At 61.0% G+C, this 25,274-nt stretch carries 26 protein-coding genes; 11 read left to right on the forward strand and 15 right to left on the reverse strand.

Annotated features, from left to right (window positions below; all coding sequences use genetic code 11):
- Positions 1-82: 82 nt before the first annotated feature.
- From HU765_RS02350 to HU765_RS02370, 5 genes are all read right to left on the reverse strand, one after another.
- Entirely contained in the window at positions 83-2,137 is a 2,055-nt protein-coding gene (locus HU765_RS02350) for a diguanylate cyclase (protein ID WP_186618885.1), read from the reverse strand.
- Positions 2,134-3,012, reverse strand: coding sequence for an endonuclease/exonuclease/phosphatase family protein (locus HU765_RS02355; RefSeq protein WP_186546276.1), 879 nt, complete (start codon positions 3,010-3,012; stop codon positions 2,134-2,136). Before HU765_RS02355 ends, HU765_RS02350 begins: the two co-directional genes overlap by 4 nt.
- A 14-nt stretch (positions 3,013-3,026) precedes the next feature.
- On the reverse strand, positions 3,027-3,668 hold the full coding sequence (locus HU765_RS02360) for a thiol:disulfide interchange protein DsbA/DsbL (protein WP_186618886.1): 642 nt from the start codon (positions 3,666-3,668) through the stop codon (positions 3,027-3,029).
- Positions 3,669-3,866: 198 nt separating this feature from the next.
- The gene (locus tag HU765_RS02365; protein WP_186546278.1) at positions 3,867-4,478 is read right to left on the reverse strand and encodes a c-type cytochrome; all 612 of its coding nucleotides are present in this window, start codon (positions 4,476-4,478) and stop codon (positions 3,867-3,869) included.
- A gap of 30 nt (positions 4,479-4,508) precedes the next feature.
- Positions 4,509-4,814 (reverse strand): c-type cytochrome, encoded by a 306-nt coding sequence (locus tag HU765_RS02370; protein ID WP_186618887.1) that lies wholly within the window; start codon positions 4,812-4,814, stop codon positions 4,509-4,511.
- A 191-nt stretch (positions 4,815-5,005) separates the two neighbouring features.
- Here HU765_RS02370 and yihA point away from each other — a divergent pair, with 191 nt between their 5' ends.
- A complete protein-coding gene (yihA, locus tag HU765_RS02375) occupies positions 5,006-5,650 on the forward strand; it encodes a ribosome biogenesis GTP-binding protein YihA/YsxC (RefSeq protein ID WP_186618888.1) in 645 nt (214 codons plus the stop codon).
- A 409-nt stretch (positions 5,651-6,059) separates the two neighbouring features.
- Here the strand turns inward: yihA and polA are convergent, their stop codons facing one another.
- On the reverse strand, positions 6,060-8,861 hold the full coding sequence (polA, locus tag HU765_RS02380) for a DNA polymerase I (RefSeq protein ID WP_186618889.1): 2,802 nt from the start codon (positions 8,859-8,861) through the stop codon (positions 6,060-6,062).
- Between the two features lie 74 nt (positions 8,862-8,935).
- Here polA and HU765_RS02385 point away from each other — a divergent pair, with 74 nt between their 5' ends.
- Together HU765_RS02385 and HU765_RS02390 are read left to right on the forward strand one after the other, a co-directional pair.
- Complete coding sequence (locus HU765_RS02385) at positions 8,936-9,226, forward strand: DUF2782 domain-containing protein (RefSeq protein WP_039757137.1); 291 nt, start codon at positions 8,936-8,938, stop codon at positions 9,224-9,226.
- Positions 9,227-9,280: 54 nt separating this feature from the next.
- Positions 9,281-10,234 (forward strand): homoserine kinase, encoded by a 954-nt coding sequence (locus HU765_RS02390; RefSeq protein WP_186618890.1) that lies wholly within the window; start codon positions 9,281-9,283, stop codon positions 10,232-10,234.
- A 101-nt stretch (positions 10,235-10,335) separates the two neighbouring features.
- Here the strand turns inward: HU765_RS02390 and znuA are convergent, their stop codons facing one another.
- The gene (gene znuA / locus HU765_RS02395; RefSeq protein WP_186618891.1) at positions 10,336-11,265 is read right to left on the reverse strand and encodes a zinc ABC transporter substrate-binding protein ZnuA; all 930 of its coding nucleotides are present in this window, start codon (positions 11,263-11,265) and stop codon (positions 10,336-10,338) included.
- A gap of 66 nt (positions 11,266-11,331) precedes the next feature.
- Between znuA and HU765_RS02400 the strand changes: the two genes are divergently transcribed.
- The 4 genes from HU765_RS02400 to HU765_RS02415 are packed head-to-tail and all read left to right on the forward strand — an operon-like array spanning position 11,332 to position 14,131.
- Positions 11,332-11,814, forward strand: a complete 483-nt coding sequence (locus tag HU765_RS02400) for a Fur family transcriptional regulator (RefSeq protein ID WP_186546284.1) — start codon at positions 11,332-11,334, stop codon at positions 11,812-11,814.
- The gene (gene znuC, locus HU765_RS02405) at positions 11,814-12,599 is read left to right on the forward strand and encodes a zinc ABC transporter ATP-binding protein ZnuC (protein ID WP_186546285.1); all 786 of its coding nucleotides are present in this window, start codon (positions 11,814-11,816) and stop codon (positions 12,597-12,599) included. Before HU765_RS02400 ends, znuC begins: the two co-directional genes overlap by 1 nt.
- On the forward strand, positions 12,592-13,380 hold the full coding sequence (gene znuB, locus HU765_RS02410) for a zinc ABC transporter permease subunit ZnuB (protein WP_186618892.1): 789 nt from the start codon (positions 12,592-12,594) through the stop codon (positions 13,378-13,380). Before znuC ends, znuB begins: the two co-directional genes overlap by 8 nt.
- A gap of 37 nt (positions 13,381-13,417) precedes the next feature.
- Positions 13,418-14,131 carry a PA5502 family lipoprotein gene (locus HU765_RS02415; RefSeq protein ID WP_186618893.1) on the forward strand — a complete coding sequence of 238 codons (714 nt, stop codon included), beginning with the start codon at positions 13,418-13,420 and terminating at the stop codon, positions 14,129-14,131.
- Positions 14,132-14,247: 116 nt separating this feature from the next.
- Here the strand turns inward: HU765_RS02415 and katE are convergent, their stop codons facing one another.
- The gene (gene katE, locus HU765_RS02420; RefSeq protein WP_186618894.1) at positions 14,248-16,389 is read right to left on the reverse strand and encodes a catalase HPII; all 2,142 of its coding nucleotides are present in this window, start codon (positions 16,387-16,389) and stop codon (positions 14,248-14,250) included.
- 262 nt (positions 16,390-16,651) lie between these two features.
- Here katE and HU765_RS02425 point away from each other — a divergent pair, with 262 nt between their 5' ends.
- The 3 genes from HU765_RS02425 to HU765_RS02435 all read left to right on the forward strand — a co-directional run bounded on the left by HU765_RS02425 (position 16,652) and on the right by HU765_RS02435 (position 19,210).
- A complete protein-coding gene (locus HU765_RS02425) occupies positions 16,652-17,659 on the forward strand; it encodes an ATP-binding cassette domain-containing protein (RefSeq protein WP_186618895.1) in 1,008 nt (335 codons plus the stop codon).
- Positions 17,660-17,664: 5 nt separating this feature from the next.
- Complete coding sequence (locus tag HU765_RS02430) at positions 17,665-18,375, forward strand: methionine ABC transporter permease (protein ID WP_186618936.1); 711 nt, start codon at positions 17,665-17,667, stop codon at positions 18,373-18,375.
- 64 nt (positions 18,376-18,439) lie between these two features.
- Positions 18,440-19,210: a MetQ/NlpA family ABC transporter substrate-binding protein gene (locus HU765_RS02435; protein WP_186618896.1), complete on the forward strand. Its 771-nt coding sequence runs from the start codon at positions 18,440-18,442 to the stop codon at positions 19,208-19,210.
- A 222-nt stretch (positions 19,211-19,432) separates the two neighbouring features.
- On the opposite strand, the gene HU765_RS02440 is transcribed toward HU765_RS02435, so the two are convergent.
- The 5 genes from HU765_RS02440 to HU765_RS02460 are packed head-to-tail and all read right to left on the reverse strand — an operon-like array spanning position 19,433 to position 23,341.
- Positions 19,433-20,068, reverse strand: a complete 636-nt coding sequence (locus HU765_RS02440; protein WP_186618897.1) for an SCO family protein — start codon at positions 20,066-20,068, stop codon at positions 19,433-19,435.
- The gene (gene cyoE, locus HU765_RS02445; RefSeq protein ID WP_186618898.1) at positions 20,065-20,964 is read right to left on the reverse strand and encodes a heme o synthase; all 900 of its coding nucleotides are present in this window, start codon (positions 20,962-20,964) and stop codon (positions 20,065-20,067) included. The genes HU765_RS02440 and cyoE overlap by 4 nt, the downstream gene beginning before the upstream one ends.
- Positions 20,952-22,031 (reverse strand): COX15/CtaA family protein, encoded by a 1,080-nt coding sequence (locus HU765_RS02450; RefSeq protein WP_186618899.1) that lies wholly within the window; start codon positions 22,029-22,031, stop codon positions 20,952-20,954. The genes cyoE and HU765_RS02450 overlap by 13 nt, the downstream gene beginning before the upstream one ends.
- Positions 22,032-22,041: 10 nt before the next feature.
- Positions 22,042-22,635, reverse strand: a complete 594-nt coding sequence (locus tag HU765_RS02455; RefSeq protein WP_186618900.1) for a hypothetical protein — start codon at positions 22,633-22,635, stop codon at positions 22,042-22,044.
- Positions 22,601-23,341, reverse strand: a complete 741-nt coding sequence (locus HU765_RS02460; RefSeq protein ID WP_186618901.1) for an SURF1 family protein — start codon at positions 23,339-23,341, stop codon at positions 22,601-22,603. Before HU765_RS02460 ends, HU765_RS02455 begins: the two co-directional genes overlap by 35 nt.
- 69 nt (positions 23,342-23,410) lie before the next feature.
- Between HU765_RS02460 and HU765_RS02465 the strand changes: the two genes are divergently transcribed.
- Positions 23,411-23,614: a twin transmembrane helix small protein gene (locus HU765_RS02465; RefSeq protein ID WP_186618902.1), complete on the forward strand. Its 204-nt coding sequence runs from the start codon at positions 23,411-23,413 to the stop codon at positions 23,612-23,614.
- A gap of 93 nt (positions 23,615-23,707) precedes the next feature.
- Here the strand turns inward: HU765_RS02465 and HU765_RS02470 are convergent, their stop codons facing one another.
- Entirely contained in the window at positions 23,708-24,595 is an 888-nt protein-coding gene (locus HU765_RS02470; RefSeq protein ID WP_186618903.1) for a cytochrome c oxidase subunit 3, read from the reverse strand.
- 25 nt (positions 24,596-24,620) lie between these two features.
- The gene (locus HU765_RS02475; RefSeq protein ID WP_186618904.1) at positions 24,621-25,172 is read right to left on the reverse strand and encodes a cytochrome c oxidase assembly protein; all 552 of its coding nucleotides are present in this window, start codon (positions 25,170-25,172) and stop codon (positions 24,621-24,623) included.
- Positions 25,173-25,274 lie beyond the last annotated feature (102 nt).

Consider the following 25,274-nt stretch of genomic DNA (forward strand, 5'->3'; position numbering starts at 1 on the left):
AAGACGATAATGCAACAGTGTAACGTACGGATTTGCCCGAAGTCGGTCAGCCAGCGGATTTAAACAAAATGGAACAATTGCCTTAGCTCAGTTCCACGCGGTTGCGACCGGCGTTTTTTGCACGATACAGCGCCTGATCGGCTCTTTTCAGCACCATATCGCTATGTTCTCCGACCCTGAACGATGCCAGCCCCATGGAAATCGTGATCGTCACCCGTTCGCCTTTGAAGTGAAACGGGCAGGCTTCAATCGCCGCGCGCAACGTTTCGAGCAGTTTGGCGCCCGCCGCCGGGGGCGTTGCGGGCAGCAGCAAGACAAATTCTTCGCCGCCGAAACGGGCAATGAAGTCTGAACCGCGCAGGCGTTTGCGCAGCACCGTGGCGATGATCTTTAAAACCTTGTCACCCGCCAGATGGCCGTAGCTGTCGTTGATCCGTTTGAAATGATCGAGGTCGAGCATTGCCAGGCTCAAGGTGTTGCCGTGTTGTTGCCACTGCCGGATCTCGTGTTCGAGGCGTTCGCTCCACGCCGCGCGGTTGGGCAAACCGGTGAGCGGGTCGATCAGGGCCTTCTGGCGTTGTTCCTCCAGATGCTCGCGAAAGCCCTGGGCTTCCTGCTCCATGTGAGCCACGCGTTCGGACAGGCCCTTGAGTCGGGCCGCCACTTCCTGCTCGCGGGCGTCGCGTTGCTTCTGGTGCTGGTCCATGGTGCCGAGCAGGCCTTCGAGGTGGTTCTCCAGCACTTGCTTGAGGTCGTCCAGGTCCGCCGCTTCCTGCACGCTGGTTTGAAGACCGTCGACTTGTTCACGAATCTGCGTGTCCATGGCCCGCGCTGCCGAACTGTTGTCGGCATGACCGTCACTGGCCGCCTGCAGGTTGCTCTGAAACGCTTCGAGGCGCTCGTTGAGTTGTTGCAGATAGGCTTCGAATTCGTGCTGGCCGCTGTCGGTGATTGCCAGCATCAACGTCGCAAGATCGTCGAGGATGGGGATCAGTTCGTACCAGTTCAACCCGTGTTGGAGGCGGTCACGCATGGCCTCGGCTTGCGGACGATGGCGCTCGGGCAGCGTCAGGTCGTCCAGCAGGCCGATCAAGGTTTCTTCGATGTGCCTGGCTACCGAGCTGTAGGAAGGCTCCGGCGAATCCGGGAGCGCGAACAGGATGTCGTGTTCCGATTGCTCCGGGTCGATCGCGGCCAGGGCTTGGGCGATGGGTTCGGGCAGCGGCAGGCTATCGAGGATCAGCGGCGCTGGATCGCCCGGATGGATCAGTTCGTCGGGGTTGAAAGGTGTCGGCGTGGCGGGCGTTTGAGCCGGCTCGGCGGCGGCGTCGAGTGCCGGCAGGGCGGCTTTGTCGGTAATCGCCACAGGGGCCACGTCGGTGGCCACCGTTGGCGGGACGAAGGCCACCACGGCCGGTTCCGCGTGAGCCTCGGGTACGGGCGCAGTCGCCGCATCTACAGGCGCAGGTTCTACGCCCCGCGGTTCGGTGCCAGAAGCCGGGGCCACTGGCGTGGATTGCGCTTGTGGCTCGACCGTGACCGGCGCTGGTGCCGCAGGTGCTTCCTGCGTCGATGCGACGGCGACTGGGGTCGGTGCGGGCATTTCCTCGCTGTCGCGGCTGCCGAACAGTCGTTGTAGCAGCCCCGGACGCCCCGGTTCGGTTGGCGTCTCCAGGTGACCCAACGCCTTGCCTTGCAGCCCGCTCAATTCGCTGAGCAGCAGTGGCATTTCCCGTGCCGAACCGACGCGGCTGTCCAGTTGCTTGGCGAACTTCTTCAACGGCTGGGCGACTTCGCGTGGCAGCGGCAAGGACTGCAACTGCGTGACCAGTGCCGTCAGCGCGGTGCTGACCTGATCGATCCGGGTTTCACGGCGCTGCTCGGAGTCGAGCACGGCTTTTTCCAGGCGTGGCAGCAGGGCGGCGAGGCCGGCGTCCATGTCGTCGGTGCGTACTACCTCGCGCATCTCCTTCATGCACTGATCGACGACTTTGTCGGTGCCCTCGGCCGCCAGCGTACTGCGCACCAGTCCGCGTCGCAGCAGATCGAGCCGGGCGGCCCAGCGCCGTTCGAGCTTGTCCTGCTGTTCGATGCTTTTGAGGTACTTCTCTTTCCAGCGCTGGGCTTCGTCGCTCATTCACAGGTTCCGCGAGGGGCAGGGCTCAACGCGGGCAATGCGTCGGCCATGAGCGAACCCGGCAGACGAATTTCCACCGCGACCGGCAGGTGATCGGAAATGGGGTGGGCCAGCACCTCGACCTTTTCCAGGGTCAGGGTGGGGCTGAGCAAAATATGATCAAGGCAACGTTGTGGGCGCCAGCTGGGGAAGGTCGCTTCCACCTGCGGTGCCAGCAGGCCGAGATCGCGTAACGGCGACTGTTCCAGCAGATCGCTGGCATGGGTGTTCATGTCGCCCATCAGTACCTGGTGTTTATAGCCACCGATCAAATCGCGGATGTAGGCCAGTTGCAGGCTGCGCGTCCGCGCTCCGAGGGCCAGGTGCATCATCACCACCACCAACGCTTCCGGGCCTTCGCCGAAACGCAGCAGGATCGCGCCGCGACCTTTCGGACCGGGCAGCGGGTGATCTTCAATTGCCCACGGCTTCAGACGGCTGAGCACGCCATTGCTGTGCTGGGCCAGTCGCCCGAGGTTGCGATTGAGTTGTTGATACCAGTAGGGGAAGGCGCCCAGGTGGGCCAGGTGTTCGACCTGATTGACGTAGCCTGAACGCAGGCTACCGCCATCGGCTTCCTGCAGGGCGACGAGATCGAAGTCGCCGAGCAGGTCGCCGATCTTCTGCAGATTGCCCGAGCGCCCGGTGTGCGGCAGCAGATGCTGCCAACTGCGGGTCAGGTAATGCCGATAGCGCTCGGTGCTGATGCCGACCTGGATGTTGAAGCTGAGCAGGCGCAGACGCTGATCCGCGGGCAAGCCCGTAGATGCCAGGTGATGCTCGTTGACCTGCGGATCATGCAGGCCAACGATGCGTTCGGACTTCCAGCGGCGCATGGCGGTTGCCGCGCTTAGTTGGCAGCGGCCTTGGTGGCGGCACGCTCTTTGGCGACCAGTTGGTCGGCCAGCTTCAGCGCTTGTTCGGCGCCGCCGACGGAGCCGATGTCGAAGCGGTACTTACCGTTGACGATCATGGTTGGCACGCCAGTGATTTCATACTTCTTGGCGAGCTCGCGAGCCTTGACGATCTGGCCCTTGATGGCGAACGAGTCGAAGGTGGCGAGGAACTTGTCCTTGTCCACGCCCTGAGTGGCGAGGAAGTCAGCCATGTCGTTTTTGTCGGTAAGCTTTTTGTGTTCTTTCTGAATGGCGTTGAACACGGCGTTGTGAACCTTGTGCTCGACACCCATGGCTTCCAGAGTCAGGAACATCTGGCCGTGAGCGTCCCACGGGCCGCCGAACATGGCTGGGATACGCACGAAGTTAACGTCCGAAGGCAGTTTCTCGACCCACGGATTGATCACTGGTTCAAAGGCGTAGCAATGCGGGCAGCCGTACCAGAACAGCTCGACCACTTCGATTTTGCCAGGCACCGCAACCGGGACCGGGTTAGCCAGTTCAACATAAGGGGCGGCAGGGGCTTCAGCGGCCTGGGCGGTCACGCCGAACAGGCTGGCAGCGACGAGGGCGGCGCTGATGATCAGATTACGCATGCTTTACTCCTGGACAATTTGGGTCGCCTCGCGCGGGTTGTTCGGGACAGATCCTGGCGGGCATGAGTGCTGTAGTGTAACGGCAGCGGCCACAAAAAAGGGCGGCCAAAGCCACCCTTTTTATACTTGCTGCGAAGGATTAATCGAGCGTTAACGTGGCAGGCGTTGCGCGCCGCGTTCAACACTCGAATCAAGGCCTTAGTGCAGGCCCTGGATATAACTGGAAACGGCAGCGATGTCTTCATCGCTCAGCTTGCGTGCGATGGTGCGCATGGTCATCGCGTCGCCATCGTTGCTGCGTCCGGCCTCTTCCTTGCGGAAGTCGGTCAGTTGTTTGGCGATGTATTGAGCGTGCTGGCCACCCAGGTGCGGGAACCCGGCGGCGGCGTTGCCGGCACCATTCGGCGAGTGGCAGCCGGTGCAGGCTGGCAGGCCTTTTTCCAGGTTGCCGCCACGAAACAACGCTTCACCGCGTGCGACGATCTTCGGATCGGCGGCGCCGACGCTGCCTTTCTGGCTGGCGAACCAGGCGGACATGTCGGCCAGATCCTGATCGTTCAGGTTGGTCAGCAGGCCGGTCATTTCCAGAACGACGCGCTTGCCCGACTTGATGTCGTGCAGTTGCTTGTTCAGATAGCGTTCACCCTGACCCGCCAGTTTCGGAAAGTTTGGTGCCATGCTGTTGCCGTCCGGGCCATGGCAGGCCCCGCAAACGGCGGCTTTCGCCTGGCCTGCTGCGGCATCGCCGGCAGCATGGGCGAAGCCTGAAATTCCCACGGTCAACAGCAGACTCACGATCAATTTGTTCATCAGCTAATCCAACTACGGCTAAGGGTTAAGTTATGGACCGGGTTTACTCTCGCTCATCCACAGGATGATGGCCTGGTAATCCTCGGCACTGCAGTCCATGCACAAACCACGCGGCGGCATCGCCTTGAAACCCTGGGTCACGTGTTGCACCAGCGTCCCCATACCTTTCGCCAACCTCGGCGTCCAAACTTCCTGATCGCCTCTTTCGGGCGCCATGGGTAGTTGGCCGGAATGACAGGCACCACAAACACGGTTGTACACAGCTTCCGGATCCTGTGTAGCCTGTGCGCTGTAAAGCGGCATCAAGACTCCGGCAGCCAGCAGCCATTTCGTCATAAAACGACCTTTTCAGGGTTGAGAGCGTTCTGCGTTCTAATGCGCAATCAAAGTCTGTCGCTCTCGTGAACTTCATCCTTCGCTGGGACAAAGCACACACAAAATCTGCGGCATTATATACTGGCGTCACTGAAACGGAAGCGACACCGCGTTCCGCGCCCAATCCCGGCGCCGCCCACATCGGAAATCCCATGCAACTCAAGAATCCCATCCTCGGCCTGTGCCAACAGTCCACGTTCATGCTCAGTGCCGCCAAAGTCGATCAATGCCCTGACGACGAAGGCTTCGAAGTGGCTTTCGCCGGTCGTTCCAACGCCGGCAAGTCGAGCGCATTGAACACCCTGACGCATGCCAGCCTGGCGCGTACCTCGAAAACCCCGGGTCGCACACAGCTGTTGAACTTCTTCAAGCTAGACGATGATCGGCGTCTGGTCGACCTGCCGGGCTACGGTTACGCAAAAGTACCGATCCCACTGAAGATGCACTGGCAGCGTCACCTCGAGGCTTACCTTGGTGGCCGCGAGAGTTTGAAAGGTCTGATTCTGATGATGGACATCCGCCATCCAATGACCGACTTCGACCTGCTGATGCTCGATTGGGCCGTGGCTGCCGGCATGCCGATGCACATCCTGCTGACCAAGGCTGACAAGCTGACCTATGGCGCCGCAAAAAATACGCTGCTGAAAGTACAGTCGGAAATCCGCAAAGGCTGGGGCGACTCGATCACCATCCAGCTGTTCTCCGCGCCAAAACGCATGGGCCTGGAAGAGGCCTACACCGTATTGGCCAACTGGATGGAACTGGCAGACAAAGGCGCCGAGGCGGCAGCCGAGTAAATCGGGATATGGAAATTTGTTTGTAGTGTGCTCAGGCAAGGCGAAAGCACAGTGAAAAGCGGAGTTTAGGGGATCTAAATGAGCATTTGAGCTGTGCTTTCAACGCAGCATGAGCGCGCTACAGACAAATTTTTGGCAAAAAAAGCCCCGGGATTCATTGGGGAGGGAGAATTCCGGGGTTCAAGTTCCGAACCGCTAGGGCGGGGTTCAGATATCTGCCAACACTTAACACAACATAGGAGCATCGAAGGGCTTCACCAGCCATTCAGTACCTCTGAGTGTTCGGTTGGCAGATTAGTTCAGATTTTTTTCGAAAAGCTTTGGAATAAGTTCAAGCGCGTTTCGGACTAAGCTGATTTTACCCCGGTTGCCGCGCCGCGATGTCGCGGCAACAGGGGCCTCAAAGGGCTTAGTGAGCCTCATCCCAGTTGTTGCCCACGCCCACTTCGACCAGCAACGGCACATCCAGCTTCGCCGCCTCGCTCATGTGCACGCGGATTTCGGCACTGACCTGCTCGACCAGATCTTCGCGAACCTCCAGTACCAGTTCATCGTGGACCTGCAGGATCACCCGGGCATCCAGCCCGGAGGTCGCCAGCCAGTTATCCACAGCCACCATGGCTTTCTTGATGATGTCGGCCGCCGTGCCCTGCATCGGCGCATTGATCGCTGTGCGTTCAGCAGCGGCGCGTTCCTGTGGCTTGTTCGAATTGATCTCCGGCAAGTACAGGCGGCGACCGAAGAACGTCTCGACGTAACCCTGATCCGCCGCTTGCGCGCGGGTGCGGTCCATGTACTCGCGAACCCCCGGATAACGGGCGAAATAAGTGTCGATGTAAGCCTTGGCGGTCTTGGTGTCGACGCCGATGTCCTTGCCGAGCTTCTGCGCACCCATGCCGTAGATCAGCCCGAAGTTGATCGCCTTGGCGCTGCGGCGCTGGTCGGAGGTCACTTGGTCGAGCTCGACCTTGAACACTTCCGCCGCGGTGGCGGTGTGCACGTCGAGGTTGTGGCGGAAGGCGTTCATCAAACCTTCGTCTTTGGACAGATGCGCCATGATCCGCAGTTCGATCTGCGAATAGTCCGCCGCCAGCAGTTTGTAGCCCTTGGGGGCGATGAAAGCCTGACGAATACGTCGGCCTTCAGCGGTGCGCACCGGAATGTTCTGCAGGTTCGGATCGCTGGAGGACAGGCGCCCGGTCGAGGCGACGGCTTGATGATACGAGGTGTGGATGCGCCCGGTGCGCGGGTTGATCTGCTCCGGCAGGCGGTCGGTGTAGGTGCTTTTCAACTTGCTCATCGAGCGGTGCTCCATCAGCACCTTCGGCAAGCGGTGATCGTCCTCGGCAAGCTTCGCCAGCACTTCTTCGGCGGTGGATGGCTGGCCCTTGGCGGTTTTCTTCAGCACCGGCAGGCCGAGCTTTTCGTAGAGAATCACCCCCAGTTGCTTGGGCGAGCCGAGGTTGAATTCTTCTCCGGCGATCTCGAACGCTTCACGCTCCAGCGCGACCATCTTGTTGCCCAGCTCGATGCTCTGGATGCCCAGCAGTTCGGCATCGACGAGCGCGCCCTGGCGTTCAATACGAGCCAGCACCGGCACCAGCGGAATCTCGATGTCGGTCAGCACGCTGGCCAGGCTCGGGATGGCGCTGAGCTTGTCAAACAGGGTCTGGTGCAGACGCAGGGTGATATCGGCGTCTTCGGCGGCATACGGCCCGGCCTGTTCCAGGGCTATCTGGTCGAACGTGAGCTGCTTGGCGCCTTTGCCGGCGATGTCCTGGAAACTCACCGTGGTGTGGTCGAGGTATTTCTGCGCGAGGCTGTCCATGTCGTGACGGGTCGCGGTGGAGTTGAGCACATAGGATTCAAGCATCGTATCGAAGGCGATGCCGCGCACGGTGATGCCGTCGTTCTGATCGCCGCCGATGGCGCAGTTGGCCAGAATATTCATGTCGAACTTGGCGTGCTGGCCGACCTTGAGTTTGTTCCGGTCTTCGAGAATCGGTTTGAGCGCGCGCAGCACGGTGTCGCGATCCAGTTGCTCAGGCACACCAATGTAGGAGTGGGTCAGCGGGATGTAGGCGGCTTCGTTGGCCTGCACGGCGAACGACAGACCGACCAGTTGCGCCTGCTGTGCGTCGATGCCGGTGGTTTCGGTGTCGAAGGCGAAGAGTCTGGCGTTACGCAGTTTTTCCAGCCAGGCGTCGAAGCGTGCCTGATCGAGGATGGTTTCGTACGCGGCTTGAGCGGGGGCAGGCGCTTCGGCTTCTGGCGTGCTGAACAGATCGGCGGCCGGCGCAGGCTCGGCAGCCGCGCTCAGTTCCAGGCGCTTGGCGTCACGATCAAGGTCGTTCAACCAGCTCTTGAATTCCAGCAGGGAGTACAGCTCGTAGAGTTTGGCCGGATCTTCCGGACCCATCTGCAAATCATCGAGACCGATGTCCAGCGGCACGTCGATTTTGATGGTTGCCAGTTGATAGGAGAGGAAAGCCATCTCTTTGTGCTCTTCGAGCTTGGCCGGCAGGGTTTTAGCGCCGCGAATCGGCAGGCTCGGCACGATGTCGAGGTTGGCGTACAGCTCGGTCAGACCACCATTGACGCCAACCAGCAGGCCGGATGCGGTCTTCGGGCCAATGCCCGGCACGCCCGGAATGTTGTCGGAGGAATCGCCCATCAGCGCCAGATAATCGATGATCTGCTCCGGTGCGACGCCGAATTTCTCCTTCACGCCCTCCACATCCATCGAGCTACCGGACATGGTGTTGACCAAGGTAATGTGGCCGTCGACCAGTTGCGCCATGTCCTTGTCGCCGGTGGAGATGATCACCGGGCGATCCGCCGCCGCGCTGCTGCGGGCGAGGGTGCCGATCACGTCGTCGGCCTCGACGCCGTCCACGCACAGCAGCGGGAAGCCGAGGGCGATCACGCTCTGGTGCAGCGGCTCGATCTGCACACGCATGTCATCGGGCATGCTCGGGCGGTTGGCTTTGTATTCGGCGTACATCTCATCGCGAAACGTCCCGCCCTTGGCGTCGAACACCACGGCAAACGGGCTGTCCGGGTACTGCTTGCGCAGACTCTTGAGCATGTTCAACACACCTTTGACCGCGCCGGTCGGCAGGCCTTTGGACGTGGTCAGCGGTGGCAGCGCGTGAAAGGCGCGGTACAGGTAAGACGAACCGTCCACCAGGACGAGGGGGGCTTGGCTCATGAGCAGGATCAACCTTTTCGGCGGGTCCGGCGCTAGAATAGCGGGACCGTTGACGACAAAGGGACAAGGTTATCATGCGTACGTTAAATCGCTTGCTGCTGGTCGGGTTGATCGCTGTCTCACCACTGGCCGCGATGGCGGCGGATGATGCGCCGGGCGGCGACCCCGAGGTCACCATCCGCACGGAAGGCGACAAGACCATTCAGGAGTACCGCCAGAACGGTTTCCTGTATGCGATCAAAGTCACGCCCAAGGGCGCGCCGCCGTACTTTCTGGTGCGCGCCGATGGGACGGATGCCAACTTCATCCGCTCGGATCAGCCGGATATGCTGATCCCGTCATGGAAGATTTTCGAATGGAAGTAAGTTTTTAATTCACTCGGCGCCGCATGTTGCGGCGCCCGTACTGGCAGTTAAGACATGTCTGTGTTCACTCCCCTGGCTCGGCCCGAGCTGGAAACCTTTCTCGCCCCTTACGGGCTCGGCCGCCTGCTTGATTTCCAGGGGATCGCCGCCGGCAGCGAAAACACCAATTTCTTTATCAGCCTGGAGCAGGGCGAATTTGTCCTGACACTGGTCGAACGCGGCCCGGTGCAGGAGATGCCGTTCTTCATCGACCTGCTCGACGTGCTGCACCAAGCCGATCTGCCGGTGCCTTACGCCCTGCGCACCACTGACGGCGTGGCGCTGCGTGAACTCAAAGGCAAACCGGCGCTGCTGCAGCCGCGGCTGTCCGGCAAACACATCAAGATCGCCAATGCCCAGCATTGCGCGCAGGTCGGTGAATTGCAGGCGCACCTGCACCTGGCGACCCAGGGCGAGCGCATGATCAAGCGCAAGACCGATCGTGGCCTGGACTGGATGCTGGAGGAGGGTGGCGAGTTCCTGTCACACCTGAGCGATGAGCCGCAGGCCTTGCTGCAAAAGGCTTTGGATGAAATTACCGCACAAAAGGACAGGATTCTCGCGCTGCCACGGGCCAATATTCACGCCGATCTGTTCCGTGACAACGCAATGTTTGAAGGCACGCACCTGACCGGGCTGATCGACTTCTACAACGCTTGCTCGGGGCCGATGCTGTATGACGTGGCGATCGCCTTGAACGACTGGTGCTCGGATGAGGAGGGCGTGATCGATGGCCCGCGCGCGCGGGCGTTCCTCGGAGCTTACGCGGCGCTGCGGCCGTTTACGGCGGCGGAGGCTGAGTTGTGGCCGACGATGTTGCGCGTCGCGTGTGTGCGGTTCTGGCTGTCACGCTTGATCGCGGCTGAGCAGTTCGCCGGGCAGGACGTGTTGATTCACGATCCGAGGGAATTCGAACAGCGGTTGGCGCAACGGCAGAGGGTCGATACACCGTTGCCCTTCGCCCTTTAAAAGCTTCGCGAGCAAGCCCGCTCCCACATTAGGTCTGTGTCGTTCACAAATCCAATGTGGGAGCGGGCTTGCTCGCGAATGGGTCAACGCCGATGCTGGGATTACAGCGACTCCAGGCACCCGGCCAGATCGTTGCCGAGTTTCTCCAGCACCTGCTCATAACCCTGAGCCGTCGCCGGTGTATAGCCACCCAACGCATCCAGCTCGGCCAGTTTCACCGGCAAACCGGCCACCAGCGTTTCCGCCAAACGCGGGCGCAACGGCGGTTCGCTGAATACACACGTCTTGCCCACTTCCTGCAAGCGCTTGCGCATCGCCGCGACGTGCTGCGCCCCTGGCTGCACCTCGGCGGCCACGGCGAATACCCCGGCGTGGTTCAACCCATAAGCGTCTTCAAAGTAGTCGAAGGCTTCGTGGAAAACGAAGTACGGCTTGCCTTCAACGTTGGCCAGGCGCTTCTTCAAACGCTGATCCAGCGCATCCAGGCGCTCATCGAAAGCCTTGGCATTGCGCTGATAGCGCTCGGCGTTGGCCGGGTCGGCGGCGCTCAGGTCGGCGGCCATCCTGTCGGCAATCACCCGAGCGTTGATCGGTGACAGCCACAAGTGCGCGTCCAGCGAGCCGGGGCGATGGTCGTGATCATGTTCGTCGGCCTCGTCGGCCTCTTCGGCGTGAGAGTGGTTGTCCTCGCCGAAATGACGCAGTTTGAGCCCTGGCAGATCCTGCACGGCGATGCTCGGCAAGGTGCGACCGCTGAGCACGCGCGGCAGGAAGCCCTCCATGTCCGGACCGATCCAGTAAAGCAGATCGACTGACTGCACTTTCCGTACGTCGGATGGGCGCAGCGCGTAATTATGCGGCGAGGCACCTGGCGGCAGCAGCACCTCGGGAATCGCCACGCCGTCCTGCACGGCAGCGGCAATCAACTGCAACGGCTTGATGCTGGTGAGGACTTTGACCTCGGCCTGAGCCGAGCCGATCAGCAGAAAACTGGCAACAAAAGCTACAAAAACAGAAAAAAGTCGGGACACGATGACCACTCAAGGAGGCGAGAACGGGTAACATAATAACGTCTCTATCAAATCTCGTCGCCGCCCATGCCTATTACACCGATCGCCAGCCGTCCCCACGACCACTCACATTGCGTACATAGCGCTTTGTCCGAGGCCGATGCTTTGTGCGCCCAGAAAGGCTTGCGCCTGACCGCGTTGCGCCGCCGGGTGCTGGAATTGGTGTGGCAGAGTCACAAGCCGCTGGGCGCCTATGACATTCTTGCCGTACTCAGCGAGCAGGATGGCCGCCGCGCCGCGCCGCCAACCGTGTACCGCGCGCTGGACTTCCTGCTGGAAAATGGCCTGGTCCACCGCATCTCGTCGCTGAACGCCTTTGTTGGCTGTGTCCACCCGGAACACGCGCATCAGGGTCAGTTCCTGATCTGCCGCGAGTGCCATGCGGCCATTGAGCTTGAGCAAAAAGTGATCAGCGACGCGATCATCAATAGCGCCAAAGAGGTCGGGTTCATTGTCGAGGCACAGACCGTCGAAGTCGTCGGCCTGTGCTCCGGGTGCCAGGGGGCTTGATGAGCAACGCGTTGATTCGTCTGGACCAGGTCGCCGTCACGTTTGCCGGACAGACCGTGCTGGACAACATCGAGCTGAGCGTCGAGCCGGGGCAGATCGTCACCCTGATCGGCCCCAACGGCGCCGGCAAAACCACCCTGGTGCGCGCTGTACTCGGGCTGTTGAAACCGGACAGCGGCAGCGTCTGGCGCAAGCCGAAGCTGCGCGTCGGCTACATGCCGCAAAAGCTGCATGTCGATCCGACCTTGCCGCTCTCGGTCCTGCGTTTCCTGCGTCTGGTGCCGGGCGTTGACCGTACGCGTGCATTGGCTGCGCTGAAGGAAGTCGGCGCCGAACACGTTATCGACAGTCCGGTGCAGAGTGTGTCCGGCGGCGAAATGCAGCGCGTGCTGCTGGCCCGGGCGCTGCTGCGCGAGCCGGAACTGCTGGTGCTCGACGAGCCGGTGCAGGGCGTTGATGTCGCCGGCCAGGCCGAACTGTACAGCTTGATCACCCGTCTGCGCGATCGCCACGGTTGCGGCGTGCTGATGGTCTCGCACGATTTGCATCTGGTGATGAGCACCACCGATCAGGTGGTCTGCCTCAATCGCCATGTCTGCTGCTCCGGGCACCCCGAGCAAGTCAGCGGCGACCCTGCGTTTGTCGAGTTGTTCGGCAAGAACGCGCCGAGCCTGGCGATCTATCACCACCATCACGACCACGCCCATGACCTGCACGGTTCGGTGGTCAAAGGCCCGGTTGCCGGGCAGCCTCACGTTCATGGAGACCACTGCAAGCATGGCTGATTTTCTGTTGTACGCCCTGCTTGCAGGTCTGGCGCTGGCAATGGTGGCCGGGCCGTTGGGTTCGTTTGTGGTCTGGCGGCGCATGGCCTACTTCGGCGACACCTTGTCCCATGCCGCATTGCTTGGCGTGGCGCTGGGCTTCTTGCTCGATGTCAGTCCCACCGTCGCGGTGACGGTCGGTTGCCTGCTGCTGGCGGTGCTATTGGTGACCCTGCAACAACGCCAGCCACTGGCCTCCGACACGCTGTTGGGAATTCTTGCGCCGAGCACGCTCTCTCTTGGCCTGGTGGTACTAAGCTTCATGCATGAAGTGCGGATCGACCTGATGGCCTATCTGTTCGGCGACCTGCTGGCGATCAGTCCGACCGATCTCATGTGGATTCTCGGCGGCACGGCGGCAGTGCTGGTGTTGCTGGTGACCCTGTGGCGGCCGCTGCTGGCGGTCACCGTGCACGAAGAACTGGCCAGGGTCGAAGGCCTGCCGGTGGCGGCTTTGCGCCTGGCGCTGATGCTGTTGATTGCGGTGGTGATCGCGGTGGCGATGAAAATCGTCGGTGTGTTGCTGATCACCTCGTTGCTGATCATCCCGGCCGCTGCGGCACAGCGTCACGCCCGCTCCCCGGAGCAGATGGCGCTGGGCGCCAGCCTGCTGGGCATGCTCGCGGTGTGTGGCGGGCTGGCATTGTCGTGGTTCAAGGACACCCCGGCCGGACCGTCAATCGTTGTGACAGCGGCCGCATTGTTTCTGCTGAGTTTTGTTCTGCCCCGTCGAGGGGTGTAGACTTGCTCGCTTTTTGCGCAATTAGAGAGTCGCAGGAATGAAGCCGTTCGCCTCCCGTTATCTGCTCCTTGTCGCATTTTCAGTGCTGCTGGGCGCCTGCCAAAGCACGCCGCCGGTGGCTGAAGTCCCCGATGCGCGAGCTACGGCCATCGCACAGCTGGAGCAAAGCCTGGCCAGCAGCGAACTGGCCACCGCCGAAGACCAGTTGGCCGCGTTGCAGGCCGCAGCCCCCAACGACCAGTCCCTGGAGCAATACCAGCGACAACTGGCCGAGGCGTATTTGCGTCGCAGCCAGATCGTCCTGCAAAAAGGCGATGTCAACGCTGCCGCGACCGCGCTGAGCCGTGCCCGTGCCTTGATGCCCACGGCTCCGGCACTGACCGGCGGCGTCAACGGCGCCATCACCGAGGCGCGCAAAGCCGAGCTGGAGAAGGCCGAAGCTGCCTTGCTGGCCGCCGAAGCCAAGCCAAAAGCCAAGGTGATCGACCCGACTGCCGAAAGCACCACGGTTGCCTTGAACATCGGTGATATTCACAAGCTTCAGCGCCAACTCGATGCGATCGCCGCCGATGTCGTGAACTACGAGTGCGCTGTCAGCATCCAGGCACCGCGCACGGCGGATTATCCGTGGTTGGCAACGTTGCTGAGCAAGCGCGTGAAAAAGCTTGATCCGGATTTTGATCTGCAGATCGAGAAGCAGATTTTGCGCACAGTGCCGGCGCAGATGGTTCTGAGTCCGCGTAAACCCTGAAAAAAGCATCGCGAGCAGGCTCACTCCTACAGGGGGTCTCAGGGGTTGTGTGTCAAACCGAGATCCATTGTAGGAGTGAGCCTGCTCGCGATAGCGTCCTTCCTGTCAGCCGATAATCAAGCCGGAATCGCTTTGGCCTTCGGCTCCCGCGCCCACACCCGATGCTCGCCAATCGCGGCAAAGAACGGCTTGGTCAGCGCACCCACATCCTTGCCCTGCAGCAACCCCGCATCCGCGTCCAGCTTCAGCAAGTCCTGCAATTGCTTGGCCTCACCGTGCAGCGCAATCGCTTTCAGGTGTTTGTACGCCTCGAGCAGGTAATGCAACGCCACACCATCACCGCTCAATGCGGTGATCGACGCCGCGCCCCCCGGCACGAACACCGCGTCAAACGCGATTGAGGGCATGCCTTCCATCGATGCATCCACCGCCAATGCCTTGCCGTCTGCGGTTTTTACCGGCGCCGAGGTCGGGCCGAGCAGTTTTGCGTGGGCACCTTCGGCTTCCAGCGCTTTCTTCATCGCATCGATGGCCGCACCGTCCACGCCATTGGCGGCGAGAATCGCCACTTTGCGCGTCTTGATATTGCCGGGCAGCAGGTTGGCCTGACTCAACGCCGGAGAGCGTTCCAGCGCAGTCTTGCGCACCTCGACCGTGCCTTTGACCGGCGCCGGCAAACCGAGGTTTTGCGCAACACGCTTGGCCAGGGTCAGGTCGATGTTGGCGAGGATTTCGTTCACTTCGCGCGCGCGGATAAATTCACGCTCGACCTTGCCCAGCTCGAAGCTGTAAGCGGCGATGATGTGTTCTTTCTCATGCTCGCTCATGCTGTTGAAGAACAGCCGGGCCTGGGAGAAGTGATCGCTGAACGACTCGCTGCGCTGGCGGATCTTCGCCGCGTCGATGCGCTCCGGGTAGCTCTCGAAGCCACCGTCCTGTGCCGCCGGTGGGGTTTCTTTCGGCCAGCCGCCGTCAATCGAGTTGGGCTCATAAGAGGCGCGGCCCTTGTCGATCGTCGTGCGATGTTGCGCATCGCGCTGGCCGTTATGGAACGGCGCCACCGGACGGTTGATCGGCAATTCATGAAAATTCGGCCCGCCGAGTCGGCTGATTTGCGTGTCGGTGTAGGAAAATAGCCGGCCTTGCAGCAACGGGTCGTTGGAGAAGTCGATGCCGGGTACGATGTGGCCCGGGCAGAAAGCGACCTGCTCGACTTCGGCAAAGAAATTGTCCGGGTTGCGGTTGAGGGTCATTTTGCCCAGTGGCGTAATCGGTACGATTTCTTCGGGAATGATCTTGGTCGGGTCGAGAATGTCGAAATCGAAGTCGTGTTCGTTTTCCTCTTCAACGATCTGCACGCCCAGTTCCCACTCCGGGTAGTCGCCCATCTCGATCGCTTCCCACAGGTCGCGACGGTGGTAATCGGTGTCTTTACCGGCGAGCTTTTGCGCTTCGTCCCATACCAGCGAGCAAGTACCCGCCGTCGGGCGCCAGTGGAATTTGACGAAGCGCGATTTGCCCTCGGCGTTGATCAGGCGGAAGGTGTGGACGCCGAAACCCTGCATGCTGCGCAGGCTTTTCGGGATGGCCCGGTCGGACATCGCCCAGATCACCATGTGCGCCGATTCCGGCACCAGCGAGACGAAGTCCCAGAAGGTGTCGTGAGCCGAGCCGCCGGTCGGGATTTCGTTGTGCGGCTCGGGCTTCACCGCGTGTACGAAGTCAGGAAACTTGATCGCGTCCTGAATGAAGAACACCGGCATGTTGTTGCCGACCAGGTCGAAGTTGCCCTCGTCGGTGAAGAATTTCACCGCAAAACCGCGTACGTCACGCACGGTATCGCCGGAACCGCGTGGCCCCTGCACCGTGGAAAAACGCACGAAGACCGGGGTTTTCTTGCCCGGGTCCTGTAGGAAGCCCGCCTTGGTCAGTGCTGCATGGTTCTCGTAGCTCTGAAAGAAGCCGTGCGCGCCAGTGCCGCGCGCATGGACGATGCGCTCTGGAATCCGCTCATGGTCAAAGTGCGTGATTTTCTCGCGCATGATGAAATCTTCGAGCAGCGATGGCCCGCGCGGACCGGCCTTGAGGGTGTTCTGGTTGTCCGCGATCTTCACGCCCTGATTGGTACGCAGCGCCTGGCCTGTAGCGTCGGAGCGGAATTTTTCCAGGCTGTCGAGTTTGGCGTTGGTGTTGGCGCGATCCGGGGTATCGGTCCCGGCCATCTCGCTTTTATCAGGTGCAGGCTTTTTGATGCTCATCAGACGTAAACTCCTCGTTTGGCCCCGGATGCCTTCCGCAGACCCTTGAGTGATTCCCGGGCACGGCACCCAGGGTTTCAAGTCGCTTACTTAGTGACTGATGAGCGTTTCAGCCGTTCCGTTTATATGACCTTTGATCGCGTTATTGCCAAATCGAAGGTTAATTGCGAAATAAATGCTAAGAACCTCTATACGGACAGGCTAAAATGCGCGCCCGGCTAACCGCTGATCCTTTTCTAACGCGCCCCACAAGGTTCGCTACGTGATCGAGTTTCAAAACGTCCACAAGACTTACCGCGTCGCCGGTAAGGATATTCCCGCGCTGCACCCGACCAGTCTCTCTATCGAGAACGGCCAGGTGTTCGGCCTGATCGGCCATTCCGGTGCGGGCAAAAGTACCCTGCTGCGTCTGATCAATCGCCTGGAAAACGCCAGCGGCGGCAAGATCATCGTCGACGGCGAAGAAGTCACCGCGCTGGACGCCAACGGCTTGCGCCGTTTCCGCCAGCAGGTCGGGATGATCTTCCAGCACTTCAACCTGCTCGCCTCCAAGACCGTTGCCGACAACGTGGCGTTGCCGCTGACCCTGGCCGGTGAGCTGTCGAGCACTGAAATCTTTCAGCGCGTCGACGAGTTGCTGGCGCGGGTCGGTCTGTCTGACCACGCGAAGAAGTACCCGGCGCAATTGTCCGGCGGCCAGAAGCAGCGCGTCGGCATCGCCCGCGCCCTGGCGACCAAGCCGAAGATTCTGCTGTGCGACGAAGCCACCAGCGCCCTTGACCCGCAGACCACCGCGTCGGTCCTGCAATTGCTGGCCGAGATTAACCGTGAGCTGAAACTGACCATCGTCCTGATCACCCACGAGATGGACGTGATCCGTCGCGTCTGCGATCAGGTGGCTGTGATGGATGCCGGCGTGATCGTCGAGCAGGGGCCGGTGGCCGATGTGTTCCTGCATCCACAACACCCGACCACCAAGCGTTTCGTCCAGGAAAGCGAGCAGATCGACGAGGACGAGCAACGCGACGATTTCGCTCACGTGCCCGGGCGCATCGTGCGCCTGACCTTCCAGGGCGACGCAACCTACGCGCCGTTGCTCGGCACTGTTGCCCGGGAAACCGGCGTCGACTACAGCATCCTCGCCGGTCGCATCGACCGCATCAAAGACATTCCGTACGGGCAATTGACCCTCGCCGTCACCGGTGGCGACATGGAAGCGGCGTTCGCCCGCTTCACCGCCGCTGACGTTCACATGGAGGTCCTGCGTTAATGGAAATGTTCGACGCTGCAATCAAGCATTACGACGCCGCAGTCGCGGCGATCAAACTGTTCTTCCAGAACATCGACTGGCTCGAAATCGGCCTGGCCACTAACGACACGATGCTGATGCTCGGCGGTTCGCTGCTGTTCACCGTGTTGCTCGGCCTGCCGCTGGGTGTGCTGCTGTTCCTTTGCAGCCCGCGTCAGTTGCTGGAAAACCGTGTCCTCTACGCGTTCATGTCGCTGGCGGTGAACATTCTGCGTTCGCTGCCGTTCATTATTCTGCTGATCGTGATGATTCCGTTCACCGTGCTGATCACCGGTACGTCGCTGGGCGTGGCCGGTGCGATTCCGCCGCTGGTAGTGGGGGCGACCCCGTTCTTCGCGCGGCTGGTGGAAACCGCGTTGCGTGAAGTCGATCGCGGCATCATCGAAGCGACCCAGTCGATGGGCGCGACCACGCGGCAGATCATCATGAACGCCTTGCTGCCGGAAGCACGTCCGGGCATTTTCGCAGCGATTACGGTGACGGCGATTACACTGGTGTCCTACACGGCGATGGCCGGTGTGGTGGGTGCCGGTGGTCTGGGTGACCTGGCGATCCGTTTCGGTTACCAGCGTTTCCAGACCGACGTGATGATTGTCACCGTGGTGCTACTGTTGGTTCTGGTGCAGGTGTTGCAAATGGTTGGCGACCGACTGGTCGTGCATTTCTCGCGCAAATAACGGTTTGTTGTCATCAAGAGGCGCCGGCCTTCGCTGGCGGGCGCCATCAAAAGGAGTTAGCTGAATGAAAAAACTGATTGCTGCTTTCGCTGCCGTTGCTGCGTTTTCGGCCCATGCCGAAACCCTGACCGTTGCCGCCACCCCGGTGCCGCACGCGGAAATCCTCGAATTCGTCAAGCCAGCCCTGGCCAAGGAAGGCGTGGATCTGAAGGTCAAGGTCTTCACCGATTACATTCAGCCGAACGTACAGGTCGCCGAAAAGCGCCTGGACGCCAACTTCTTCCAGCACCAGCCGTACCTGGATGAATTCAACAAGGCCAAGGGCACCAGCCTCGTCGCTGTGACCGGCGTGCATCTGGAGCCGCTGGGCGCCTACTCGAGCAAGGTCAAGAAAATCGAAGAGCTGCCAAGCGGCGCCAACGTGGTCATTCCCAACGATGCCACCAACGGCGGCCGTGCGCTGTTGCTGCTGGCCAAGGCTGGCGTGATCACCCTGAAGGACCCGACCAACATTCTGTCGACCATCAAAGACATCGCGACCAACCCGAAAGACTTGAAATTCCGTGAACTGGAAGCCGCGACCATCCCGCGCGTGCTGACCCAGGTCGATCTGGCGCTGATCAACACCAACTACGCGTTGGAAGCCAAGCTCGATCCGTCCAAGGATGCGCTGGTGATCGAAGGCAACGACTCGCCTTACGTCAACATCCTGGTGTCCCGCGCGGACAACAAGGACAGCGATGCGATGAAGAAGCTGGCTGCTGCACTGCACAGCCCGGAAGTGAAGCAATTCATCACCGAGAAGTACAAAGGCGCGGTGTTGCCGGCGTTTTGATTCGGCTTGCTGCAATGAAAAAGGGGGACGCCATGAGCGACCCCCTTTTTTGTGTCTACGTTGATCGTTCCCACGCAGAGCGTGGGAACGATCACGATGCCTCGAATATAGCCCCCTGTAGGAGTGAGCCTGCTCGCGATCGCGGTGTGCCCGTCTCATCAATATTGGATATACCGACGCCATCGCGAGCAGGCTCACTCCTACAATGAATCTGCGGTGTTCTTACTTACGGTTAAGCATGACGGGAAGCTGCGCAACCAGTTTGGCATTGTTCAGCGGCGCGCGAATAAACCCGCGCTGCGTGCCGTCCGGGCCGATCACCGCAAGGTTGCCGCTGTGATCGACTGTGTAATTCGGTTTGCTGGTATCGGCCGGAATAAACGGGATGCTCACCGCATTGGCGACTTTTTGCAGTTCTTCAATCGAGGCCGGCGTCAGGCCGATGAACTGCGGATCGAAATAGCCCAGATACTGCTTCAACTGTTTTGGCGTATCGCGGTTCGGGTCCACGCTGACCAGCACGACCTGTAATTTGTCCACCGCGTCCTTGGGCAGCTCACTCTTGATCTGGCGCAGTTGCGCGAGAGTGGTCGGGCAGATGTCCGGGCAGAAGGTATAGCCAAAGAACAACAGACTCCATTTGCCTTTCAGCTCATCGATGGCCACCGGTTTGCCGTCCTGGTCGGTCATCGTCACGTCCGGCAGGTTGCGGCTTTGCGGCAGCAGGATGATCCCGGCATCGATCAGCGCGGTGGGGTCGCCCTGGCCTTTGCCGCTCAGCACTTTGTTGACGGTCAGGCCCAGGATCAGCGCGATCACGGCCACGAGGATGAAGACGGTTTTCTGGGTTCGAGTCATAGGTTCAACAGTAAGTAGTGGTCTACGAGCAGGGCGATGAACAACAGGAACAAGTAATAAATAGAGTACTTGAAGGTGTTGATCGCCGCGTGCGGCCGAGTGCCACGGTACAGCACCACGGCCCATTGCAGAAACCTTGCGCCCAGGGCGAGCGCGCAGATCAGATACAGCACGCCGCTCATGTGAATCACGTAGGGCAACATGCTCACCGCCAGCAGCGTGAAGGTGTACAGCAGAATGTGCACTTTGGTGTAGTGCTCGCCGTGGGTGACCGGCAGCATCGGGATGTCGGCCTTGGCGTATTCCTCCTTGCGATGAATCGCCAGCGCCCAGAAGTGCGGCGGGGTCCAGGCGAAGATGATCAGCACCAGCAACAGCGGTTCGGCGCTGACGTGACCGGTGGCGGCGGTCCAGCCGAGCAGCGGCGGGGCGGCACCGGCGAGACCGCCTATGACAATATTCTGTGGCGTCGCGCGTTTGAGGAAACCGGTGTAGATCACCGCGTAGCCCAGCAGCGAAGCGAGGGTCAGCCACGCGGTCAGCTGATTGGTGAAGGTCAGCAGCAAGGCCTGGCCGAGCAGCGCCAGCACCAGGGCGAAAGTCAGCGCCGCCGCTGGCGACACCCGGCCCTCGGCCAACGGTCGCTTGTGGGTGCGCGCCATCACCGCGTCAATGCGCCGGTCCACTACGTGATTCACCGCCGCCGCACCGCCGGCACACAACGCGATTCCCAGGTTGCCGAACATCAGCACCGTCCAGGGCACTCCGGCGCGGGTCGCGAGGAACATGCCGACCAGCGAGGTGATCAGCATCAGCACCACGACTTTGGGCTTGGTCAGTTCCAGATAATCGCGCCACAGCGCTTGCGCGGGACGTTCGCCGATCAGACTCGCCATGGCGTTTCTCCTTTTAATGCAATGGGCGCGACGGCAGGTTTATTCGGGCTGAAGCGCCAGCGCGCCAGCGTCGGTTGCGCCACCTGGAGCAGACTGGTGCGCGCATGATAGTTGACCAGCACCAGCGTCAGTAACAACGCCGCGCCGCCTGCGTTATGGGCAACGGCTATCGGCAGCGGCAGATGAAACAACACGTTGCTGATTCCGAGGGTGATCTGCGCGGCGAGGGCGATCAACAGTAGAGCGGCCAGACGGGTCATGCCGACGACTTTTAACTGCCAGGCCAGACCGAGCAGCACCAACGTCACCAGCAATGCGCCGATCCGATGGGTCAGATGAATCGCCGTGCGCGCATCGCTATCCAGCTGTCCGCCGAGATAATTCGGGCCGATGTGCTGAGTCAGGTGAAAGCCGTTGGCGAAGTCTGCGGGCGGCAGCCATTGTCCGTGACAGGTTGGAAAATCGATGCAGGCCACCGCTGCGTAGTTGGAACTGACCCAGCCACCCAGCGCAATCTGGCCGATCACCAATAACAGCCCCGCAGTCGCCCAATACTGCAAGCGCTTGGGCACGCTCAGTGCCGGCAGCACGCCGGACAACCTCAGCGTCAGCAAAAACAGCAGACTCAACGTGGCAAAACCGCCCAGCAAATGCCCGGTAACCACTTGCGGCCAGAGCTTGAGCGTCACCGTCCACATGCCGAACATCGCCTGGGCGATGACCACCGCCAGCACAAACAGAGGCAGCTTCACCGGTTGCCCCGGGTGGCGGCGGTTGACCCAGGCGCGTCCGGCCAGCACCGAAATCAACAAGCCAAGGCTGCCGGCGAAGTAGCGGTGGATCATCTCGTTCCAGCCCTTGTGCGCTTCTACCGGCGCGTCGGGAAAATGCAGTTCGGCATGGGCCAGCTGCGCCTCGCTTTTCGGCACGCTGATAAAACCGTAGCAGCCCGGCCAGTCCGGGCAGCCGAGGCCGGCGTGGGTCAGGCGCGTGTAAGCGCCGAGCAGCACCACAATCAGCGCCAGCAGGGTGGCAAACAGCGCGAGGCGAAATCCAGGTTTGGCCATGACGATGCCCTTATCCGATGTTCGACAGTTTCAGCAGGTGACGCAGGTCGTTGAGCAAATCCTTGCCTTTCACATTCGGCTCGTAGCGCAGCACCAGATTGCCGTGTGGGTCGACGATCCATAGCTGCGGCGCCGCCTTGTCGCCGGTGGTCCTGGCGAACACGCCGGCATCCAGCGGATAGCGTTGCAACTGCGGGTATTCGCGGTCGAGTCTGGCGGCGTAGTCGGCGCTCAGCGGTTGCGCGGCGGCCAGAGCGTGGCTGGCGCGTCCGGCTTCGCGGCCCAGGCTGATCTGGATCTGCCGCGCCAGATACACCAGTTGCTGGCAGTCGACTGCGCAATCCTTCGGCGCTGTCACCAGAATCTGCCAGCGCTGCTCATCGGCCTGCACGCCGAGGTCGGCGCGGGTCTGGCCGTTGCCGATCAGTTCGCCGTGATAACTGCGTCCTTCCGGCACCCAGAACTGCAACTTGTACATGCCGGTGGCGAGCAGCATCGGTCCGACCACGCCGAGCACGATCAGCAGCAATTGAATGCGCCCGCGCCGACGGCTGAGGGCGGGTTTGGCTTCAGACATGCTGGGTGGATTCATGGCGCTTCCCATGGCGTTTCTCCTTTGCGTTGTGCCAGCCAAGATAGAGGTAGAGACCGAGCAGGGCCGTGGCCATGGCGAACCATTGCACGGCATAGCCGAGGTGTTTTTCCGGGCCCATCGCGACCACCGGCCAATCCGTCTGATAGCTGACCGGGCCGGGCTCGGCGCGCAGTTCGTAGGCGAAACCGTCGCGTTCTAGGGTTCGCCAGAGTCTGGCCGGCTCGACGGCGGTAATGGTTTGCGGCCAGACACGGCTGACCGGGTCGGCGTGTAACTGGAACGTCGCGCCCGGGGCGACGTAGACCCAGGCGTCGAGCGTCAGTGTCTCGGCGGGTGTGCTGAATTGCGGCGGTACGCGCCGGTCCGGCCAAGGCAACCAGCCGCGATTGACCAGCAGCCACAACCCCGTGTGCTGATCCTGGAACGGTTGCAGCAACTCGACGCCAACCTTGCCGCCACGCTGGCGGTTGTCGAGCAGCAGGGTATGAGCAGCATCGAACTGGCCATGTAGCTGCACGCGGCGATAAGCCGGGTCAGCACTGCCCGGCAATTCGCTGCTGGCCATCGGTTCGGCCACGCGACGTTCGGCGTAGCTGGCGAGCAGCGCGGTTTTCTCTGCGCCCCGGCCCAGTTGCCAGAAGCCCAGCGCAACCATCAGCGGCAGCAACAACGCGACCACCACCGTCGGTATTACGCCCGGGCGAAAGTGCTTCATGGCTGCGCCACAAAGTCAGTCGTCGCGATCGCTATACTCAAATGCATCGCCTGTCCCCCGGAGTCTTGCATGTTCAAAGCAGCGATCGTCCTGATGCTGATTGCCACGGTGATCAGCCTGTTCAGCGGCCTGTTTTTCCTGGTCAAGGACGACAGCAGTTCAAATCGCCTGGTCATCGCCTTGAGTGTTCGGGTGGCACTGGCCGCCGTCACCGTCGGCCTGATGGCCTGGGGTTTCTACAGCGGCCAGTTGGTCTCCCACGTGCCGTGGTAGACGCGAGCGGCAAGCTTCAAGCGGCAAGCTGCAAGTTAGAAGCCGTACTGCTTTGACTTAAAGCTTGTAGCTTGCAGCTAGAGGCTTGCCGCTTCAGAGTATGTAGACGAAGAAGAACAAGCCGATCCACACCACGTCGACGAAGTGCCAATACCAGCTCGCCGCTTCGAAACCGAACTGGTGCTCGTTGTCGAAATGGCCTTTCATGATGCGCATCAGCATCACGAACAAAATGATCGTGCCGATGGTCACGTGGGCGCCGTGAAACCCGGTGAGCATGAAGAACGTTGCGCCGTAGATGCCCGAGCCGAGGGTCAGTCCAAGTTCCTTGTAGGCGTGGATGTATTCCTCAGCCTGGAAGCCAAGAAACGCGACGCCCAGCAGCACGGTGATCGCCAGCCAGAGTTTCAGTGCGCCGCGATGACCTTTCTTCAGCGCATGGTGGGCGATGGTGATGGTCACGCTGGAGCTGACCAGCAAAATGGTGTTGAGCAGCGGCAAGCCCCACGGGCTGATGACGTCCTTGGGCGGCGGAAACAGTTTCGGGTCCGGGTTGTTCAGCAGCGGCCAGACATATTCGAAGTTCGGCCAGAGCATCTCCGAAAGGCCCTTGCTGCCTTCGCCGGCCAGCCCAGGCGCGGAAACGACGCGGATATAGAACAGCGCGCCGAAGAAGGCGACGAAGAACATCACTTCGGAAAAGATGAACCAGCTCATGCCCCAACGGAACGAGCGATCCAGTTGCGGGCTATACAGCCCCGCGCGACTTTCCTTGATCACCGCACCGAACCAGCCGAACAGCATGTACGCCAGCAGCAGCCCACCGACGAAAAAGATCAGCGGGCCGTGGGAATCCGGACGCGCCGCCTTCAGATCGTTGAACCAGGTCGCGAGGCCGTACACGGTGACGAACATTCCGACCGTGGCGATGATCGGCCATTTGCTCTGGGCCGGGACGTAATAGTGCTCATGAGTTGCCATTTATTGTTCTCCTTATCGGGCACGCTCAACCGCCAGTGCTAACGGCCACCGGCGGATGTCGGGCGGTGATATCGAACAGCGTGTAGGACAGCGTCAGGTGCTTCACTTCCTTGGGCATGTCGCGGTCAACGATGAAACGCACGGGCATTTCGATCTGTTCACCGGGCTGCAGCACCTGCTGGGTAAAGCAGAAACATTCGGTCTTGTGGAAATACGCCGCCGCGTTGCTCGGCGCGATACTTGGCACCGCTTGTGCGCTCATCGGTTTGTCGGTGGGGTTGCGCGCGATAAACACCATCTCGTTGATGGCACCGGGATTGGCGGTCAGTTCGTCGTGCTTGGGATAGAAATCCCACGGCATGTCGGCGGTGTTGGTCGACAAAAACTGCACGCGCACCTGGCGCGAGGTGTCGACCACTTGCTCACCGGCGTACTGGCCACCGGTCTTGCCGTTAATGCCGAAGGCTTTGCACATCACGTCGTAGATCGGCACCAGGGCGAAACCGAAGACAAACATCGCCACCACGACGAGCAGCAGGCGCGTGACCAGTTTCTTCAGCGAGATCGAGTCAGCCATGGTTCCAATCCCCAATCGAGAACCCCTGTGGGAGCGGGCTTGCTCGCGAATGCGTCGGATCAGTCAACTCAACTGTTGAATGAAAAATGGCATTCGGGAGCA

Origin of the sequence: Pseudomonas sp. SWRI81 (assembly GCF_014268545.1) — a bacterium.
Taxonomy (GTDB): domain Bacteria; phylum Pseudomonadota; class Gammaproteobacteria; order Pseudomonadales; family Pseudomonadaceae; genus Aquipseudomonas; species Aquipseudomonas hamedanensis.